This window comes from Hyphomicrobium sp. (assembly GCF_036833075.1).
In the GTDB taxonomy this organism is placed as follows: Bacteria; Pseudomonadota; Alphaproteobacteria; order Rhizobiales; family Hyphomicrobiaceae; genus Hyphomicrobium_C.
The window spans coordinates 1-17,414 of the sequence record NZ_DAITQL010000084.1 but is presented as its reverse complement, the minus strand read 5'-3'; the positions used below and the strand labels follow the sequence as shown (position 1 = coordinate 17,414).

Genomic DNA, 17,414 nt, shown 5'->3' with positions numbered 1-17,414 from the left:
CGCCGACCTGGCGGGCGAGCAGGATGTGCTCGCGGGTCTGCGGCATCGGGCCGTCGACGGCCGACACGACGAGGATCGCGCCGTCCATCTGCGCGGCGCCCGTGATCATGTTCTTCACGTAGTCGGCGTGGCCCGGGCAGTCGACGTGGGCGTAGTGGCGGTTCGGCGTCGCGTACTCGACGTGCGACGTGGCGATCGTCAGAATCTTGGTCGGGTCGCGGCGGCCCTGGCTCTCGGACGCCTTGGCGACGTTGTCGTAGCTGATCGCCGTCGTGGTCCAGCCGCGGTCGAACGAGACCTTCGTCAGCGCTGCGGTCAGCGTGGTCTTGCCGTGGTCGACGTGACCGATGGTGCCGACGTTGACGTGCGGCTTGTTGCGCTCGAATTTTGCTTTGGCCATCGTAGGCTCTCCTTAACTCTTCTCATCCTGTCCCGGGCTGCGCCCGGATTTCCTCGCCTCATCCCAGGCCCCGCCAGGGGCCGCCGGATCAGGCATATTTTGCCTTCACTTCGTCAGCCACGTTGCGCGGCACGTCGGAATAGTGCGCGAACTGCATGGTGTAAGACGCGCGCCCCGTCGACATGGACCGGAGCTGGCTCACATAGCCGAACATGTTCGCGAGCGGAACGTAGGCCCGGATGACCGTGGCGTTGCCGCGCATCTCCTGGTTGCGGATCTGGCCGCGCCGGGAGTTGATGTCGCCGATGATCGAGCCGACGAAGTCGCCCGGCGTCACCACCTCGACGTCCATGATCGGCTCGAGGATCTTCACGCCGCCCTTCTCGCAGCCTTCCTTCATGGCGGCTCGCGTCGCGATCTCGAAGGCGATCGCAGACGAGTCGACCTCGTGGAACGCGCCGTCGTACAGCGTCACCTTCATGTCGACGAGCGGGAAGCCGATCAGAACACCCGAATCCCAAACGGACTTGACGCCCTTCTCGACGCCCGGGATGTATTCGCGAGGAACCGTGCCGCCGACGATCGTGGCCTCGAACTCGTTGCCCTTGCCCGTCTCGTTCGGCTCGAGCTTGAGCTTGACGCGCGCGAACTGGCCCGTGCCGCCGGTCTGCTTCTTGTGCGTGTAGTCAATGTCCGCCGGACGCGCGAGGGCCTCGCGGTAGGCCACCTGCGGCTGGCCGACGTTGGCCTCGACGTTGTACGTGCGCTTCAGGATGTCGACCTTGATGTCGAGATGAAGCTCGCCCATGCCCTTCAGGATCGTTTCGCCGCTCTCCGGATCGATGGAGACGCGGAACGAGGGGTCCTCGACGGCCATGGTGTTGAGCGCAATCGCCATCTTCTCCTGATCGGCCTTGGTCTTGGGCTCGATCTTGAGGTTGATGACGGGCTCCGGGAACTCCATCTTCTCGAGGATCACCGGATTGGCGGGATCGCACAGTGTCTCGCCGGTGCGGATATCCTTCATGCCCTGCAGCGCGACGATGTCGCCGGCAAAGGCCTCCTTGATCTCCTCGCGGTCGGCGGCGTGCATGAGATACATGCGGCCGGCGCGCTCCTTCTTGTCGCGCGAGGTGTTGGCGAGCGCCATCCCCTGCTCGAGCTTGCCCGAGTAGATACGGCAGAACGTGATCGAGCCGACGTGCTCGAAGCTCATGATCTTGAAAGCGATCATGGAGAGGGGCTCGCTATCGGACGGCGTGCGCAGGAGATCCTTGCCGGTCTTCGGATCGATGCCCTTATAGGCTTCGCGATCGAGCGGGCTCGGCAGGAAGTCGACGACGGCGTCGAGCAGCGGCTGCACGCCCTTGTTCTTGAAGGCCGAGCCGCACATCATCGGATAGAAGGCGCGCGTGATCGTCGCCTTGCGGATCAGCTTGCGCAGCGTGTCGGCGTCGGGCTCCTTGCCCTCGAGGTACGCCTCCATCGCGGCGTCGTCCATCTCGACGGCGGCCTCGATCAGGTTGGCGCGGAACTCGGCAGCCTTGTCGGCGAGATCGGCCGGGATCTCGCCCTCGACCATCGGCGCGTCCTTGGCGTCACCTTCCCAGGTGTAGGACTTCATCTTGATGAGGTCGACGACGCCCCTGAAGTTCGACTCGGCACCGATCGGAATCTGCAGCGGAACCGCGCGCGCGCCGAGCTTGTCCTTGATGTCGGCGAGGCACATGTAGAAGTCCGCACCGGTCTTATCCATCTTGTTGGAGAAGATGATGCGCGGAACGTTGTACTTGTCGCCCTGACGCCAGACGGTCTCGGTCTGCGGCTCGACGCCCTGGTTCGAGTCGAGGACGCACACCGCGCCGTCGAGCACGCGCAGCGAACGCTCGACCTCGATGGTGAAGTCGACGTGGCCCGGCGTGTCGATGATGTTCAGGCGATGCTTCTTGTTGTTGCGGTCGACCCAGAAACAGGTGGTCGCGGCCGACGTGATCGTGATGCCGCGCTCAGCTTCCTGATCCATGAAGTCCATGGTCGCGGCGCCGTCATGGACTTCGCCGATCTTGTAGGACTTGCCGGTGAAATAGAGGATCCGCTCGGTCGTCGTCGTCTTGCCGGCATCGATGTGGGCCATGATGCCGAAGTTGCGGTAGTCCTCGATAGGGTATTGGCGGGCCATGAGTGTTTCCCTTTGCGCAGCCGCGCGGTTTACCAGCGGTAATGCGAGAACGCCCGGTTGGCGTCCGCCATCTTGTGAGTGTCCTCACGCTTCTTGACTGCGGTGCCGCGGTTCGAAGCGGCATCGAGCAGCTCGCCCGACAGACGCTCGACCATGGTGTTCTCGTTGCGGCCGCGGGCCGCGGTGATGATCCAGCGGATGGCGAGCGCCTGGCGGCGCTCGGAACGAACCTCGACCGGAACCTGATAGGTGGCGCCGCCGACGCGACGCGAGCGAACCTCGACGGCCGGCATCACGTTGTCGAGCGCCTGGTGGAACATGGCGATCGGATCCGACTTTGCCTTCTGCTCCATGCGCTCGAGCGCGCCGTACACGATGCGCTCGGCGACGGACTTCTTGCCGTCCGACATGACCGCATTCATGAACTTCGTGATCACCAAGTCAGAATACTTGGGATCCGGGTTGACTTCGCGCTTCTCTGCACTGTGACGACGGGACATGGGTCCTGGTCCTTCAAATCTTTCGGCTCACTCCCGGCGAGCCACCTGGAACTGCGAGATCCCGGATCTTCGCCGCCCAGGCGGCTCGTCCGGGATACCTCTCGCGAGAGAGGCCTACTTCGGCCTCTTCGCTCCGTACTTCGAACGACGCTGCTTGCGGTTGGCGACGCCCTGGGTGTCGAGCACGCCGCGCAGGATATGGTAACGGACGCCGGGCAAGTCCTTGACGCGGCCGCCGCGGATCAGGACCACCGAGTGCTCCTGAAGGTTATGGCCTTCGCCCGGAATGTACCCGATCACCTCGTGGCCGTTGGTCAGGCGGATCTTGGCCACCTTGCGAAGCGCCGAGTTCGGCTTCTTCGGCGTCGTCGTATAGACGCGAGTGCACACGCCACGCTTCTGAGGACAAGCCTCCATGTGGCGCGACTTCTCGCGATAGACCTTCGGGCTCCGGGGTTTCCGGATCAGCTGCTGTATCGTCGGCATCAAGCGCCCCGTTTCTTCACTCGGCTCCAACCGCTTTGTGGCTTGCCTCCGCCGCGCATCCAGACGAGCGCATGCGGCAAACGAAACCCGCCGAGCCCCGGAGCCCCGGAAGCCTGGCACGGAAAAAACCAGAGGATCATCCGGCTTGCCTCTCGGCTCGCCAGCGATCTTGGTCCGAAAATGTCCTCTGCTTTGGGACGGCAGCGTTTAGGCTAGCGCGCAAGCGAGCGCGGAGACGGCCTACCACCTACCGTGAGAGTGGCGTTCCTATATACAAACGCGGATTCCCGGTCAACACCTTGTGGACAATCGAACGGCAAGAAGTGATCGGCCGTTTCCGCTTCGAAGCGCCCCTCATCGCCCTTCGCTCCTTATCACAGGAAAGACGCTTTTTCCGGCCATTTCTCGCGATCGCGGGGATGGGCGGGGCCGTGCGCGGGCTCCGCCGTTGCGACCGGTTTCCACTGCACGGAGGGCGCCATGCCGTCTTTCCTCGATGCGGCCGGCCTTGGCGGCCGCGCCCTGACCAGCGCCTCGGACCCCAATTTCCGGCACGCGGCCCTGCTTTTTTCCGGCTTTTTCGTCCTGGTCGCGGTTCCCGCGGTACTGCTCTGGGGAATTGCAGGGATCCTCGCGGCGGGGGGGCTCGTCGCGCTCACCGTGGCGCTCGCGCCCCGCCTGCCGCCCGAGACCGTGATGCGCCTTTACCGTGCCACGCGGATCCCGCCTGACGACAGCCAGCTTTCGAGCCTGGTCGACATCCTGGCCTATCGCGCGGACTTGCCGCAGCGGCCCGACCTCTACGTCATCCCGAGCGCGACCCTCAACGCCTTCGCGGTCGGCTCGCGCGTGCATTCGGCCGTCGCCGTGACGGAAGGGTTGCTGAGGCGCCTTTCGCTCGCCGAGACAGCCGGCGTGCTGGCCCACGAGATGGCGCACATCCGCAACGGCGACCTCGCGGTGATGGGGATTGCCGACGTCATCACCCGGGTCCTGCAGCTCATGAGCTACGCGGCGCTCGGGCTCGCCCTCTTCAACGTGCTGGCCTTCGTACGCGGCGACGACATGATCTCGTGGTGGGCGGTGCTGGCGGTCTATCTCGCGCCCGCCCTGTCGAGCCTCATGCAGCTCGGGCTTTCGCGCGCCCGGGAGTTCGAGGCCGACCGGACCGCAGTGGCGCTCACGGGCGACGCCGAGGCGCTCGCCTCGGCGCTGCGCGGCCTCGAGACGCATACGGGGCATTTCTGGGAGGACCTGATGTTTCCCGTGCCGGCGCGGCGGGTCCCCCTTCCGTCGCTGCTGCGCTCCCATCCGGAGACGGAGGCGCGCATCCGCCGGCTCGCGGTGCCCGATGCCGCGTCCTCCCCGCCCGTGCGCCATGATCGGCTGATCATCGTCGAGCAGCCCATGTTCTCTCTCGTGGGCTACGGACCCGGCGACATGCGGCCCCGCTACCGGTGGCCGGGGCTGTGGTTCTGACTTCCCTCTCCCCCCTTTGGGGGAGCGGTTAGGGCAGAGGGAATCCCGACTGCTCATGGTCTGCCGCCCCCTTCCCGGCCTCCCCCACAAGGGGGAGGGGAAGTGGCGCCCATGACGGCGCGAGGGGTTGCCTCGCGTCCCCCGTGCGCGTATCAGCGCCAGCATGGACGATACGACCCAATCAGGCCCGCCGCCGCCCCGCTCGACGTTGAAGCTCGAAGCCATTCCGGACCTCGTGCGGCGCTTGCGCGCCGGCGAGCGCCGGGCCATCGCGGCGGCCGTGACGGAGCTCGAGAAGCTCTCGGTCTCCGCCCCGCCGCTTCTCGAAGCGTTGCAGCCCTATCTCGGCAAGGCTCTCGTGGTCGGCTTCACGGGCCCGCCGGGCGCCGGCAAATCGACGCTGGTCAACGCCGTCATCGCGCATGTGCGCACGCAGGGCGGCACGGTCGGCGTCATCGCAGTCGATCCGTCGAGCCCGATCTCGGGCGGCGCCATTCTCGGCGACCGGATCCGCATGACGGCCGCGCTCGACGACGACGGCGTGTTCGTGCGCTCGCTCGCGAGCCGCGGCTATCTCGGCGGCCTCTCGCCTGCGGCGGTGCGCGTGATCGATGCGCTCGATGCGGCCGGGTTCGATCTCATTCTCCTCGAGACGGTCGGTACCGGGCAGAACGAAATGGACGTCGCGGAGGTCGCCGACGTGCGCGTCGTGATCTCGGCGCCGGGTCTCGGCGACGACATCCAGGCCATGAAGTCGGGGCTGCTCGAGATCGCCGACGTTCTGGTCGTCAACAAGGGCGACCGCGAGGGCGCGGAGCTGACGCTGCAGCAGCTGCTCGGCGCGCTTTCGATCCGCTCGCTGAGGTCGCCTGTGCCGGTGCTCAAGACCACGGCAACCACGGGAGAAGGGGTGCCGGAGCTGGTCAAGACCATGCGCGAGATCGGCCAGCGCGGCGCGGGGGCCGGCCCGATGGCGCGGCGACGGCGGCGGGCGCGCTACCTCATCGCGCGGGCGGCGGCCGACATCGTGGCGCGGCGCGTGAAAGAGGACAGCAACCACGAGATCGACGGGCTGTCCGACGAGGTTCTGTCGGGGCGCGTCAGCCCCGACGTCGCCGCGCGCAAGCTGCTCGGCGCGTAGGCGAACGCGGACCAACGTCTTCCGTGCGCCGGAATCGCTGAAACTCGCATGGATGGCGGCCGTCAGGCCGAGACCCCCGTTTCGGCCCGGAACCGGAGACGGACCTCGCCGAGCTCCACCGTGTCGCCGTCGTTCAGCTCACGCGAGGCGCATTTGGTCCGGTTCACGATGACGCCGTTGCTGCCGCCGAGGTCTGTGATCACGACGCGGCGCGTCCCGGCGTCGTAATGCAGCACCGCGTGGCGGCGCGAGATAGAATCGTTCTGGAGGCAGATGTCGTTGTCGCGATGCCGGCCGACGTGGACATCGGTCGTGCGCAGGGGGTGACGCAGGGCCTTGCCGTCCATCGTCTCGAGCCATCCGTAGACCACCGCGCTTCCCGACGCGTCGCGCGCAGCCTCCTTTCGCCCGCGCACGACCATGCGGGTCGCGGACGGCTCGGGCACGCGCTCCGCAACGGGCTCGTTGTGAGCCGGGGCTGGGGCTGGGGTTGGGGCCGGTTCAGGCGCCGGGGGATCGGCGACCGCGGCCTCCGGCTCGCGGCGGATGTAGGTCCGATAGGCGAACGCGCCGAGCCCGCCGAGAACGGCCAGGATCCCGACGATGAGCGCAGGGATGGTCACGGCACCCAGAACACCGGTCGGCTCAAGGGCGGGTTCGCGGCTCGGGGTCGTGGCTTCGAGGCGCGGCACCGGCGGCGCCGGAACGTCGATCGCCTGCTCAGCCGCGAGCGCGGTCCCGTCGGCCAGACGGGCGGTCATCACGAGGGTCTCGGCGCCCAGGGCACCGGCGAGATCTGCTTTCAGCGTGCCACCGTTTTCCAGAACCTCCTCGACAAAACGGCTCGAAACGACGTCTTTCGTGCCGTCGCGGCCGGCGCCCTGCTTAATCTCGGCTGCATAGCCGCCCGTCTCCTCGGCGAGCCGCGACAGGTTCTGGAACTTCGTCCGGTCGGCGCGGTCGCCGTCGTAGCCGAGAACGTGGATGACGACCCCGGCCTCCCTTGCGGCGGCCACGACCTGATCGTGGGAGGAGTCGCCCGCGTCGTCCGAGGTGCCGTCGCCGAGAATGACGAGCGCCTTGCGATCACCGCCTTCCCGGGCTAGCGCCTCGATGGCCTCGAGGGCGGCCTTGTAGAGCTGCACCTTGGTGGCGGCCGGCTTGAGCGCGATCATCTGGCGCACGAACTCGGCCTTGGAGGTGCCGGAATCGGCGATGGGAGCCAGCGCGCTGCCGTAGCTGTAGGCGGAAAAGCGGCGCCGGCCCTGGCGTCGGTCCGTCAGCGTCACGACGGCATCCCCCATCTCGGCCAGCGTCGCGCGGCGGGCGTTCGGCATGAGCTGGATGAGGTAGGCGGTGTTGGTGGAGCGTTCGGCCGCGTCGAACGCCTTGAAGCTGGATGCGAGCTCGCCCGTGCCGCCCTTGATCGCCGCCGTCACACCCTCGAAGACGGCAAAGCCGCCGGCGCGCACGTCGCAGGACACGCTCGCGGGTGCTGCCCCCGCCGCCTGAGCGGGCTCCCGGCACTCGGCAACCAGCTTCGTCTCGGTGGCGCCGGCGCCACGCGACCCGATGACGGAGAGCAGCACGCCGGCCACAACAATCGCTTCGCGCTGCCTCGCCAAGCGCCGCATCCCCGCGTCTCCCGTCACCGCCCCAGGTCGTAGGGTGAATCATTTTACGCCGACGGGATTGGCCGTTCAACAAGGGGTGGCCTCGACCCACAGGAAGCGCTCGCACGGCGCACGAGCAACCCTTTCCGGCATAAGGCGAATGAGGCATTGTCGGGCGCGACGCGGGAGGAGGCCCACGCCCCATGGACGCTCGAGACGAGACCGTGCTGCCGCCGGGGACGCGGATCGACCAGTATGTGATCACGGGCATCCTCGGGCGTGGCGGCTTCGGCATCACCTACCTCATCCGCGACGAGATGCTGAACAGGGAGTTCGCGCTCAAGGAGTTCTTTCCCGAGGACCTCGTGCGCCGCGAGGGCCGCAGCCTCAAATTCCGCGCCCGCGCCAATGCGGAGGAGGACTACCGCTGGGGGCTCCGGAAGTTCTTCGACGAGGCGCGGCTGCTCGCCCAGTTCAATCATCCCAACATCATCGGCGTGCGGCGCGTGTTCGAGGCGAACGACACGGCCTACATGGTGCTCGACCTCGTCCGCGGCGTGACGCTCGAAAGATGGCTTCGGAGCCTCGACGGCCGGCCGACGCAGGACGAGATCGACCTCGTGGCGGCGCCCCTCCTCTCGGCGCTCGCGCTCGTCCACGAGAACCGCACCTGGCACCTCGATATCTCGCCCGAGAACATCATGATCCGCGGCGCAGACGGGGCGCCGATCCTGCTCGACTTCGGCGCCTCGCGCTTCGAGATCAAACAGCATTCGCAGCTCGTCTCGGCGCTGGTGTTCAAATGCGGCTACTCGGCGCCCGAGCAGTACACATCGAACGCGGACCGCTACGGCCCCTGGACCGATATCTACGCCTTCGCCGCAACGCTCTATCGGGCCGTCACCGGGGAGCGGCCCGCGGAGGCCACCGCGCGGCAGCTTTCCGACGACCTCACGCCCGCCGTTCGGGCCGCCGACACGTCCTATCGGAAAAGCTTTCTCGCGGCGATCGACGGAGGGCTGCGGCTCTCGCCGGCGGAACGGCCCCAGTCGGTCGCGGACTGGCGGGCGATGCTGCTCGCGGGCAGCACGGTCGTGCCGGAAGAGGTATCGACGGTGACGCGGCCGACGACGGCCATCCCGCAGCCTCAGCCGCAGAGCCGCCTCGGCGTGCCGCTGGCTTACACGCGGCTCATGACGCGCGTCTCGAAGGCCGGCGCCAGCAGACGCAAACGGCGGGGAATTGCAGGCATGCTCGCGGCGTTGCTGGCGCTGCTCGTCGTGGGCGGAGGCGCAGCGCTGCTCGCAAGCAGCCACAGGAGCCCGTTCGCGGCGTGCGGGGGCATGTTTTCCGGTGCGGACTGCTGGGCCGCGGTGGTGGACAACGGCGGCAACATCTTCGCCCGCGTCGAGGAGCCGAGCCGGGCCGCGGCGGAGGCGGCGGCCCTGAAACGCTGCTCCGAGGTGTTTGATCAGGGCTGCAAGGTGATCGCGACGCTGACGCAAAACGAATGTTGGGCGTTGGCCGAAATGCCTTCCGATCCCACGCGCTGGCGCGCATCCGCGGGCCAATCGATGGACCTCGCCCAGAAGGACGCCCGCTGGGCGTGCGAGCGCGCCTACGGCATGTGCGAGGTGGCGCTGACATTCTGCGCGGACGGCAAGCGGGCGGAGTGACGGAGCAAGACCACCCCCTCACCCGGCGTTTCGCGCCGACCTCTCCCCGTCATGGCGGAGCCATGACGCTGCGCCGGTGAGGGGAGCTGCCCCACTACTCCCTGAACCGGTTGGTGATGGGGTAGCGGCGGTCGCGGCCAAAATTGCGGCTCGAGATCTTCACGCCCGGCGCGGCCTGGCGGCGCTTGTACTCCGCGAGATAAAGCAGCCGCTCCACCTTGCGCACCACGTCCGGGTCGTGGCCGCGCTGGATCACGTCGGCGACCGGCATCTCCTTCTCGACGAGGCAGGAGAGGATGTCGTCGAGGATCTCGTAGGGCGGCAGGCTGTCCTGGTCGGTCTGGTTCTCGCGCAGCTCGGCGGTCGGAACGCGCGTGATGATGCTCTCGGGGATCACCTCGCCCGCGGGGCCTTGGCCGCCCTTGGGCACGTTGGCGTTTCGCCAGCGCGCGAGACGGTAGACCTCCAGCTTGTAGAGGTCCTTCACCGGGTTGAAGCCGCCGTTCATGTCGCCGTAGAGCGTGGCGTAGCCGACGCTCATCTCGCTCTTGTTGCCCGTCGTCAGCACCATGGCGCCGAACTTGTTCGAGATCGCCATGACCACGACACCGCGCGTGCGGCTCTGGATGTTCTCCTCGGCGATGTCGGGGGGCCTGCCGGCGAACATCGGCGCGAGGGCCTCGGCGAACCCGGCGACCGCCGGCTCGATCGGCACCGTGTCGAGGCGGATGCCCAGCGCCTCGGCGCACGCCGTCGCGTCGGCGATGCTCTGGCCGGACGTGTAGCGATACGGCATCATGACCGCGTGCACGCGGCCGGGGCCGAGGGCATCCACCGCCATGGCGGCGACGAGGGCGCTGTCGATCCCGCCGGACAGGCCGAGGACAACGCCGGGGAAGCGGTTCTTGTCCACGTAGTCGCGCAAGCCCAGGACGCAGGCGTGATAGGCCGCGGCATCACCCTCGGTCAGACGAGGCATGGGGCCTTTGGCGCAGATCCAGCCGGATTCGGATCGGGTCCACTCCGTGATGGCAATTTGCTCCTCCCAGGCCGGGAGCTGGGCTGCGAGCGTGCAGTCGGCGTTGACGACGAAGGAGGCCCCGTCGAACACCAGCTCGTCCTGCCCGCCCACCTGGTTGACATAGGCAAGCGGCAGCCCGGTCTCGATCACGCGCGCCACGGCCACGTTCATGCGCACGTCGGGCTTCTTCCAGTCGAAGGGCGAGCCGTTGAGCGCGATCAGGATCTCGGCTCCGCATTCGGCGAGGCACTCCGTCACCTCGTCCTTCCAGATGTCCTCGCAGATCGGCGCGCCGATGCGGACACCGCGAAAGGCGATCGGGCTCGGGAGGTCGCCGGCCGTGAAGACGCGCTTCTCATCGAAGACGCCGTAGTTGGGAAGGTCGGCCTTGAAGCGGACGGCGGCGACGGTGCCGCCGTCGAGCAGCACGGCCGCGTTGTAGATGGCGCCGCCCTCGGGCCACACGGTGCCGACGAGCACGCCGGGCCCGGGTCCCAGGCGCGCGGCCAGCGCCTCGACGCGCGTGCGCGCGGCGGTGTGGAATGCCGGCTTTAGCACGAGGTCTTCCGGCGGATAGCCGGTATAGAACAGCTCCGGGAAGACGATCAGATCGGCCCCTGCCGCCGCCGCCTCGGCGCGTGCGTCGAGGAGCTTCTGCTCGTTGCCCGCAAGATCGCCCACGATGGGGTTCAACTGGGCGAACGCGATCTTGAGGGAGGATGGGGCGGGGGGGGCGTTTTGGCTCATGGCGGCATGATTTAGGGCTGCGGCCGGCCCGGGTCCAGGGGCTTCGGCGCGCGGCCACCTCTTTTGCCGGCTTTCGGACCCGTCGGTGGAACACGGGCTCCGGGTCAGGCCCCTTCGGCGCGCGGTGGACCTCGGAAGCGGCAGTCATTACAGAACGAGGTGGCCGCTTCCGGCGCGAGTCTTCCCTCCCATGCTCTCCGTCCTCTCCATCGTCGCTCCCGTCTTCGCGCTGATCGCCAGCGGCTACGGCGCGCGGCGCCTCGGCGTGATCGGGCTGGCAGCCGTCTCGGAGCTCAACCGCTTCGTCATCTACCTCGCGCTGCCGGCCCTGCTGTTCGATGTCATGGCCCATGCCGAGGCGAGCGATCTCGCGCAGCCCGGCTTCATCGCCGCGTTCGGGCTCGCGTGCGGCGCGGTCTTTTACGGCACCGTCGGCCTCAGCCTCATGGCCGGACGGCCGCTCGCAGCGGCGAGCATCAACGGACTGCTCGGCTCCTACGCCAACACGGCCTACATGGGATTCCCGGTGCTTCTCATGCTGTTCGGTGCGGAGAGCCTCATTCCGGTGACCATCGCCTCCATCCTCACGGTGTGCGTCTTGTTCGCGTCGGCGATTGTGCTGATCGAGATCGGGAGCCATCGCGAGCACCGCCCGCTGCCGCTCGCGCGCAAGGTCGGCGGCTCGCTCATCCGCAACCCGCTGCTGGTCGCGCCGGTGCTGGGGGCGCTCTACGGTGCGACCGGGCTCGGGCTGCCGGGCGCAGCCGAAACGTTCCTCAAGCTGCTCGGCGGCGCCGCAAGCCCGCTGGCGCTGGTGGTGATCGGCCTGTTTCTCGGAGAGCCGCGTCCTGTCGCAACCGCTGAACGGAAATCGGCGCTCGCGCTCGCGGCCGTGAAATTGTTCGTGCACCCGGTTTTGACGTGGGGGCTCGCATCGGCCCTCGCGGTGCCGCCCAGGCTCGCGGCGATGGCGGTGCTGCTGGCGGCCATGCCCACCGGCACCGGCCCCTTCATGCTGGCGGAGTTCTACAAGCTGCCGGCCGTGGTGACATCGGCGGTGATCCTGGTCTCGACGCTCGGCGCGCTGGCGACGCTGCCGCTCCTCATGCTGGCGCTCGGGGTCGGCGCTCAACCTTAACGGCAAGGGCTTCGGAAATGGTCTAAAGGACAAGCAGCAGAGACGCCGCATCCCCTTGTGTGCGCTCCCCGCATGAGGCACAGCATTTGAAAACCACCAACGGGAAGGCTTATCCCAATGCGCCTCGACGCCATCGCCATCGGAAAAAACCCACCTGAGGACATCAACGTCATCATCGAGGTGTCGGTCGGCGGGGAGCCGATCAAGTATGAGCTGGACAAGACCTCGGGGACGCTGGTCGTCGACCGCTTTCTCTACACGCCGATGCGCTACCCGGGGAACTACGGGTTCGTGCCGCACACGCTGTCCGAGGACGGAGACCCGATCGATGTGCTGGTCTGCAACACGCGCACGATCGTGCCCGGCGCGGTCATCAACTGCCGGCCGGTCGGCGTGCTGGTGATGGAGGACGAGGCCGGCGGCGACGAGAAGATCCTCGCCGTCCCCTCACACAAGATTTCGCGCCGCTACGAGAAGATCGGCTGCTACACGGATATGCCGTCGATCTCGCTGCAGCAGATCGAGCACTTCTTCGCGCACTATAAGGACCTCGAGCCCGGGAAGTGGGCCAAGATCCATCACTGGGGTGACACCGCCGAGGCGCAACAGCGCATCACGGAAGCCATCGAGCGCGCCAAGGGCAAAGGCTGACGCGCCACGTGAATGCTCGTCGCCTTTGCGCGTCCTGTCCGGCGCTGCGTCCGAAGCGCGAACCGTCGCACTCAGAGCGCGGATCCGACGCGCTCTAACCGGTCTTTTCCGCAGGCGAGGTGCTCGTCGGCGCGGCGGCCGTCGTGTCATAGGCGGTTTTCGTGTAGCCGTCGCCGATCCGCGTAATCTTCGTCGTCCAGCCCGTATCCCAGGTGATCACCGCGGACGTCCCGTCCCGGTCCCATGTGCCGTTCAGGCCCTCGCCGGCGCGGTCGGCTTCGGCGCGGCCGGATGCGGACAGCACGATCTCGAACGGTCGACCTTGCGAATCCTCGACGCGCCAGGTCCCGACGAACTCATCCTCGCCCGGATCCGCGTCACGGACTCCGACGAGGGCAAGAAAGCTGGAGAGCATGGCGCTCCCCTGATGGCTGAGCGTGCTCATTCGATCCTCCGCGTTCAGCAGGGCGCGCGACACCCGCACGCCTCTTTCACCAGAGGAAACGCTTCAGGACTCCGGCGGTTCCGGACAGCGTCAGCCCGCCGCTGCGGCAGGAAGGCTCGGGGTACCGCGCGCCTCGCGCTCGAGCTTCATGCGCTCGGCCACGAGGAAGGCCAGCTCCAGCGACTGATCCGCATTGAGGCGCGGATCGCACTGGGTGTGGTAGCGGTCCATGAGATCCGTTTCCGAGATGGCGACCGCGCCGCCCGTGCACTCGGTGACATTCTGCCCCGTCATCTCGACGTGGATGCCGCCCGCGTGCGTGCCTTCGGCGCGATGCACGTCGAAGAACGCCTCCACCTCCTTCAGGATGCGGTCGAAGGGGCGCGTCTTGTAGCCGTTGGCGGCGCTGATCGTGTTGCCGTGCATCGGATCACACGCCCAGACGACGGTGCGCCCCGCCTTCTTCACGGCGCGGATCAGCTTCGGCAGATGCTGGCCAGCCTTCTCGTGGCCGAAGCGGCAAATCAGGGTGAGGCGGCCCGCCTCGTCCTTGGGGTTCAGGATGTCGATCAGGCGCAGAAGCCCGTCCGCATCCAGTGACGGACCGCACTTGATGCCGATCGGATTCTTGATGCCGCGGCAGAACTCGACGTGCGCGTGGTCCAACTGGCGCGTGCGGTCGCCGATCCACAGCATGTGCCCACTCGTCGCGTACCAGTCGCCGCTCGTGGAATCGAGGCGGGTCAGCGCCTGCTCATAGTTCAAGAGCAGCGCCTCGTGGCTGGTGTAGAAGCTCGTCGCGCGGAGCTGGGGCGTGTTGGCGCTCGTGATGCCGCAGGCGCGCATGAAGCCCAGCGTCTCGGCGATGCGGTCGGCGAGCTCCTGGTAGCGGTGCCCCTGGGGGCTGTCCTTGACGAAACCCATGTTCCACTGGTGCACGCGCTCGAGATCGGCGTAGCCGCCGGTCGCGAAGGCGCGGATCAGGTTCAGGGTCGCGGCGGACTGACGGTAAGCCTCGAGCTGGCGCTGCGGATCGGGAATGCGCGATTCCGCCGTGAAGTCGGCGCCGTTGATGATGTCACCGCGGTAGGAGGGCAGCTCTGTGTCGCCCTTCTTCTCACTCGGCGACGAGCGGGGCTTGGCGAACTGGCCGGCGATGCGACCCACCTTCACCACGGGGCTGCCGCCGGCATAGGTCAGCACAACCGCCATCTGCAGGAAGACGCGGAAGAAATCGCGGATGTTGTCGGCGCGGTGCTCGAGGAAGCTTTCGGCGCAGTCGCCGCCCTGGAGCATGAAGCCCTCGCCCTTGGCGACCTCGCCCAGCGCCTTCTTCAGCTCGCGCGCCTCGCCTGCGAAGACGAGCGGCGGAAAGGTTGCCAGCCGGCCCTCGACGTCCGCCAGCGCGGCGGCATCGGCGTACTCGGGAACCTGGACGATCGGAAACGAGCGCCAGCTCTCGGGGGACCAGGTGGTGGGCATCGTGTCTCAACCTTCTTCCTGCCGCGCGCGCTCTCGGCCGGCATGGCCTTCTCCATACAATCAGGATACGCGCATTTCACGGCGGCTTATAGGGCAAGTGTCGGCGGATAGATAGGGTGCGCGCGTCGCCGGCGCGAGGGGCCCCGTGCAAGCGGCAGAAACGACGAAGGCGGCCGGAGGACCGGCCGCCTTGGTCTCAGTCTCGTGTCGCGCGGCGCCTGCCGCCTACTCCGCGACGCGGCGGCGGCGGCGGGCCGGTCCGCCCATCTCCATGCCCGGAGGCGAAAGCGCCTTCTCGGCGTCGGCGCGCGCCTTCTCCTTGCTGATCAGCTCGTCGCGCTTGGAGGCGATGCGACGCAGCTGACGCAGCATGCCGCCCGTGCCGGCGGGAATGAGACGGCCGACGATCACGTTCTCCTTGAGGCCCTCGAGCGTATCCGACTTGCCGATCACGGCGGCGTCGGTCAGCACGCGGGTGGTCTCCTGGAACGAGGCCGCGGAGATGAACGAGCGAGTCTGCAGCGACGCCTTGGTGATGCCGAGCAGAACCGGCGTCGCGGAGGCCGGGCGCTTGCCCGCCTTCTCCACCTTGGCATTCACCTCGTCGAACTCGATGCGGTCGACCTGCTCGCCCTTGATGAAGTCCGTCTCGCCGGTGTCGGTGATCTCGACCTTCTGCAGCATCTGCCGAACGATGACCTCGATATGCTTGTCGTTGATGGTCACGCCTTGCAGACGGTAGACGTCCTGGATCTCGTTGATCAGGTAGTTGGCGAGCTCCTCGACGCCCTTGATGGCCAGAATGTCGTGCGGCGCCGGATTGCCGTCGTAGATGTAATCGCCGCGATCGACCCGGTCGCCAGGCTGGACAGCCAGGCTCTTGCCGCGCGGGATCAGATACTCGACGGGCTCCGCATTCTCGTCATCCGGCCGGATGCTGACGCGCTGCTTGTTCTTGTAGTCCTTGCCGAACTCCACCGTGCCGGAAACCTCGGCGATGATGGCGTGATCCTTCGGACGGCGCGCCTCGAAGAGTTCCGCCACGCGCGGCAGACCGCCCGTGATGTCGCTCTGCTTGGCCGTCGCCAGCGGAACGCGGGCGATGACGTCGCCGGCCTGGACCTCCTGGCCGGGCTCGACCGAGAGAATGGCGTCCACCGACAGCAGGTAGCGGGCATCGCCGCCACGGGCCACCTTCACGTGCTGGCCCTTGGCGTCCTTGATGACGATCGCCGGCTTCAACTCGGCGCCGCGCGGCGTCGCACGCCAATCGACGATGACGCGGTTGGTGGTGCCCTTCACCTCGTCCGTCTGCTCGCGCACGGAGACGCCCTCGATCAGATCCTCGAACTCGATCTTGCCCGAGGCTTCCGTGATGATCGGACGCGTGTAGGGGTCCCACTGGGCGATACGGGTGCCGCGCTTCACATCGTCGCCTTCGTCGACGTGCAGGCGGGCACCGTACTGGATCTTGTGGGTCGCAAGCTCCTTGCCCGACTGGTCGACGATGACGATCGACATCGTGCGGCCCATGGCGATGAGACGCCCCTGGCCGTCCTTCACGATGGCGCGGTTCTTGATCCGCACCTTGCCGTTGAAATTGCTCTCGATGAACGACTGATCGACGACGTTCGCCGTGCCGCCGATGTGGAACGTGCGCATCGTGAGCTGGGTGCCGGGCTCGCCGATCGACTGGGCGGCAATGACGCCGACCGCCTCGCCGATGTTGACCGGCGTGCCGCGCGCCAGATCGCGGCCGTAGCACCTGGCGCACACGCCGGTGATCGTCTCGCAGGTCAGCACCGAGCGAATGCGGACCTCCTGGATCTGCGCCTTCTCGATGGCGTCGGCGTGCCTCTCCTCGATCAACTCGCCGGCCTTGAGGATGACGGCCTCCTCGCCATTCTCGCCGGTCGCGACGATGTCCTCGGCCGCGGTGCGGCCCAGCACGCGGGCGCCGAGCGAGACGATCACCTGACCGGCATCGACGACCGCCTGCACCTTAATGCCGCGATCGGTTCCGCAGTCCTCCTCGATAATGATGCTGTCCTGCGCCACGTCGACGAGCCGGCGCGTCAGGTAGCCCGAGTTGGCGGTCTTGAGCGCCGTGTCGGCGAGGCCCTTGCGGGCGCCGTGGGTCGAGTTGAAGTACTCGAGGACCGACAGGCCCTCCTTGAAGTTGGAGATGATCGGCGTCTCGATGATCTCGCCCGAAGGCTTGGTCATGAGGCCGCGCATGCCGGCGAGCTGCTTCATCTGCGCGGGCGAGCCGCGCGCGCCGGAATGGCTCATCATGTAGACCGAGTTGATCTGCTTTTCGTGGCCGGCGCTGTCCTTCTCGGTCGCGGAGATGCGATCCATCATCTCCTTGGCGATCTGGTCGGTGCACTTCGACCAGGCATCCACCACCTTGTTGTACTTCTCGAGCTGGGTGATGAGGCCGTCGTTGTACTGCT

General features: G+C 67.4%; 13 protein-coding genes and 1 pseudogene. 5 read left to right on the top strand and 9 right to left on the bottom strand.

Features of this window, described 5'->3' with window-relative positions; genetic code table 11:
- The 4 genes from V7082_RS18145 to rpsL all read right to left on the bottom strand — a co-directional run.
- Positions 1-400 (bottom strand): GTP-binding protein (locus tag V7082_RS18145; protein WP_334150796.1); only part of this gene is annotated, 400 nt, incomplete at its 3' end.
- Between the two features lie 88 nt (positions 401-488).
- A complete protein-coding gene (gene fusA / locus V7082_RS18140; RefSeq protein WP_334150794.1) occupies positions 489-2,579 on the bottom strand; it encodes an elongation factor G in 2,091 nt (696 codons plus the stop codon).
- 29 nt (positions 2,580-2,608) lie between these two features.
- Complete coding sequence (gene rpsG, locus V7082_RS18135; RefSeq protein WP_334150792.1) at positions 2,609-3,079, bottom strand: 30S ribosomal protein S7; 471 nt, start codon at positions 3,077-3,079, stop codon at positions 2,609-2,611.
- Between the two features lie 114 nt (positions 3,080-3,193).
- Complete coding sequence (gene rpsL / locus V7082_RS18130; RefSeq protein ID WP_023788142.1) at positions 3,194-3,565, bottom strand: 30S ribosomal protein S12; 372 nt, start codon at positions 3,563-3,565, stop codon at positions 3,194-3,196.
- 480 nt (positions 3,566-4,045) lie between these two features.
- Here rpsL and V7082_RS18125 point away from each other — a divergent pair, with 480 nt between their 5' ends.
- Both V7082_RS18125 and meaB read left to right on the top strand, forming a co-directional pair.
- A complete protein-coding gene (locus V7082_RS18125; protein WP_334150789.1) occupies positions 4,046-5,044 on the top strand; it encodes a zinc metalloprotease HtpX in 999 nt (332 codons plus the stop codon).
- Positions 5,045-5,207: 163 nt separating this feature from the next.
- Positions 5,208-6,185 (top strand): methylmalonyl Co-A mutase-associated GTPase MeaB, encoded by a 978-nt coding sequence (gene meaB / locus V7082_RS18120; RefSeq protein ID WP_334150787.1) that lies wholly within the window; start codon positions 5,208-5,210, stop codon positions 6,183-6,185.
- 62 nt (positions 6,186-6,247) lie between these two features.
- On the opposite strand, the gene V7082_RS18115 is transcribed toward meaB, so the two are convergent.
- Positions 6,248-7,819: an FHA domain-containing protein gene (locus V7082_RS18115; protein ID WP_334150786.1), complete on the bottom strand. Its 1,572-nt coding sequence runs from the start codon at positions 7,817-7,819 to the stop codon at positions 6,248-6,250.
- Positions 7,820-8,001: 182 nt separating this feature from the next.
- Between V7082_RS18115 and V7082_RS18110 the strand changes: the two genes are divergently transcribed.
- Entirely contained in the window at positions 8,002-9,474 is a 1,473-nt protein-coding gene (locus V7082_RS18110; protein ID WP_334150784.1) for a protein kinase domain-containing protein, read from the top strand.
- A 94-nt stretch (positions 9,475-9,568) separates the two neighbouring features.
- Here V7082_RS18110 and V7082_RS18105 read toward each other — a convergent pair whose 3' ends face one another.
- A complete protein-coding gene (locus V7082_RS18105; protein ID WP_334150782.1) occupies positions 9,569-11,242 on the bottom strand; it encodes an NAD+ synthase in 1,674 nt (557 codons plus the stop codon).
- Between the two features lie 190 nt (positions 11,243-11,432).
- Here V7082_RS18105 and V7082_RS18100 point away from each other — a divergent pair, with 190 nt between their 5' ends.
- Both V7082_RS18100 and ppa read left to right on the top strand, forming a co-directional pair.
- The gene (locus tag V7082_RS18100; RefSeq protein ID WP_334150781.1) at positions 11,433-12,380 is read left to right on the top strand and encodes an AEC family transporter; all 948 of its coding nucleotides are present in this window, start codon (positions 11,433-11,435) and stop codon (positions 12,378-12,380) included.
- Positions 12,381-12,497: 117 nt separating this feature from the next.
- Positions 12,498-13,031 carry an inorganic diphosphatase gene (ppa, locus tag V7082_RS18095; protein WP_334150779.1) on the top strand — a complete coding sequence of 178 codons (534 nt, stop codon included), beginning with the start codon at positions 12,498-12,500 and terminating at the stop codon, positions 13,029-13,031.
- 94 nt (positions 13,032-13,125) lie between these two features.
- Here ppa and V7082_RS18090 read toward each other — a convergent pair whose 3' ends face one another.
- From V7082_RS18090 to V7082_RS18080, 3 genes and pseudogenes are all read right to left on the bottom strand, one after another.
- Positions 13,126-13,476 carry a hypothetical protein gene (locus V7082_RS18090; protein ID WP_334150778.1) on the bottom strand — a complete coding sequence of 117 codons (351 nt, stop codon included), beginning with the start codon at positions 13,474-13,476 and terminating at the stop codon, positions 13,126-13,128.
- A 90-nt stretch (positions 13,477-13,566) separates the two neighbouring features.
- Positions 13,567-14,958, bottom strand: a complete 1,392-nt coding sequence (locus V7082_RS18085) for a class II 3-deoxy-7-phosphoheptulonate synthase (RefSeq protein ID WP_334150776.1) — start codon at positions 14,956-14,958, stop codon at positions 13,567-13,569.
- A 225-nt stretch (positions 14,959-15,183) separates the two neighbouring features.
- Positions 15,184-17,414, bottom strand: a pseudogene (locus tag V7082_RS18080) (DNA-directed RNA polymerase subunit beta'); the annotation flags it as partial.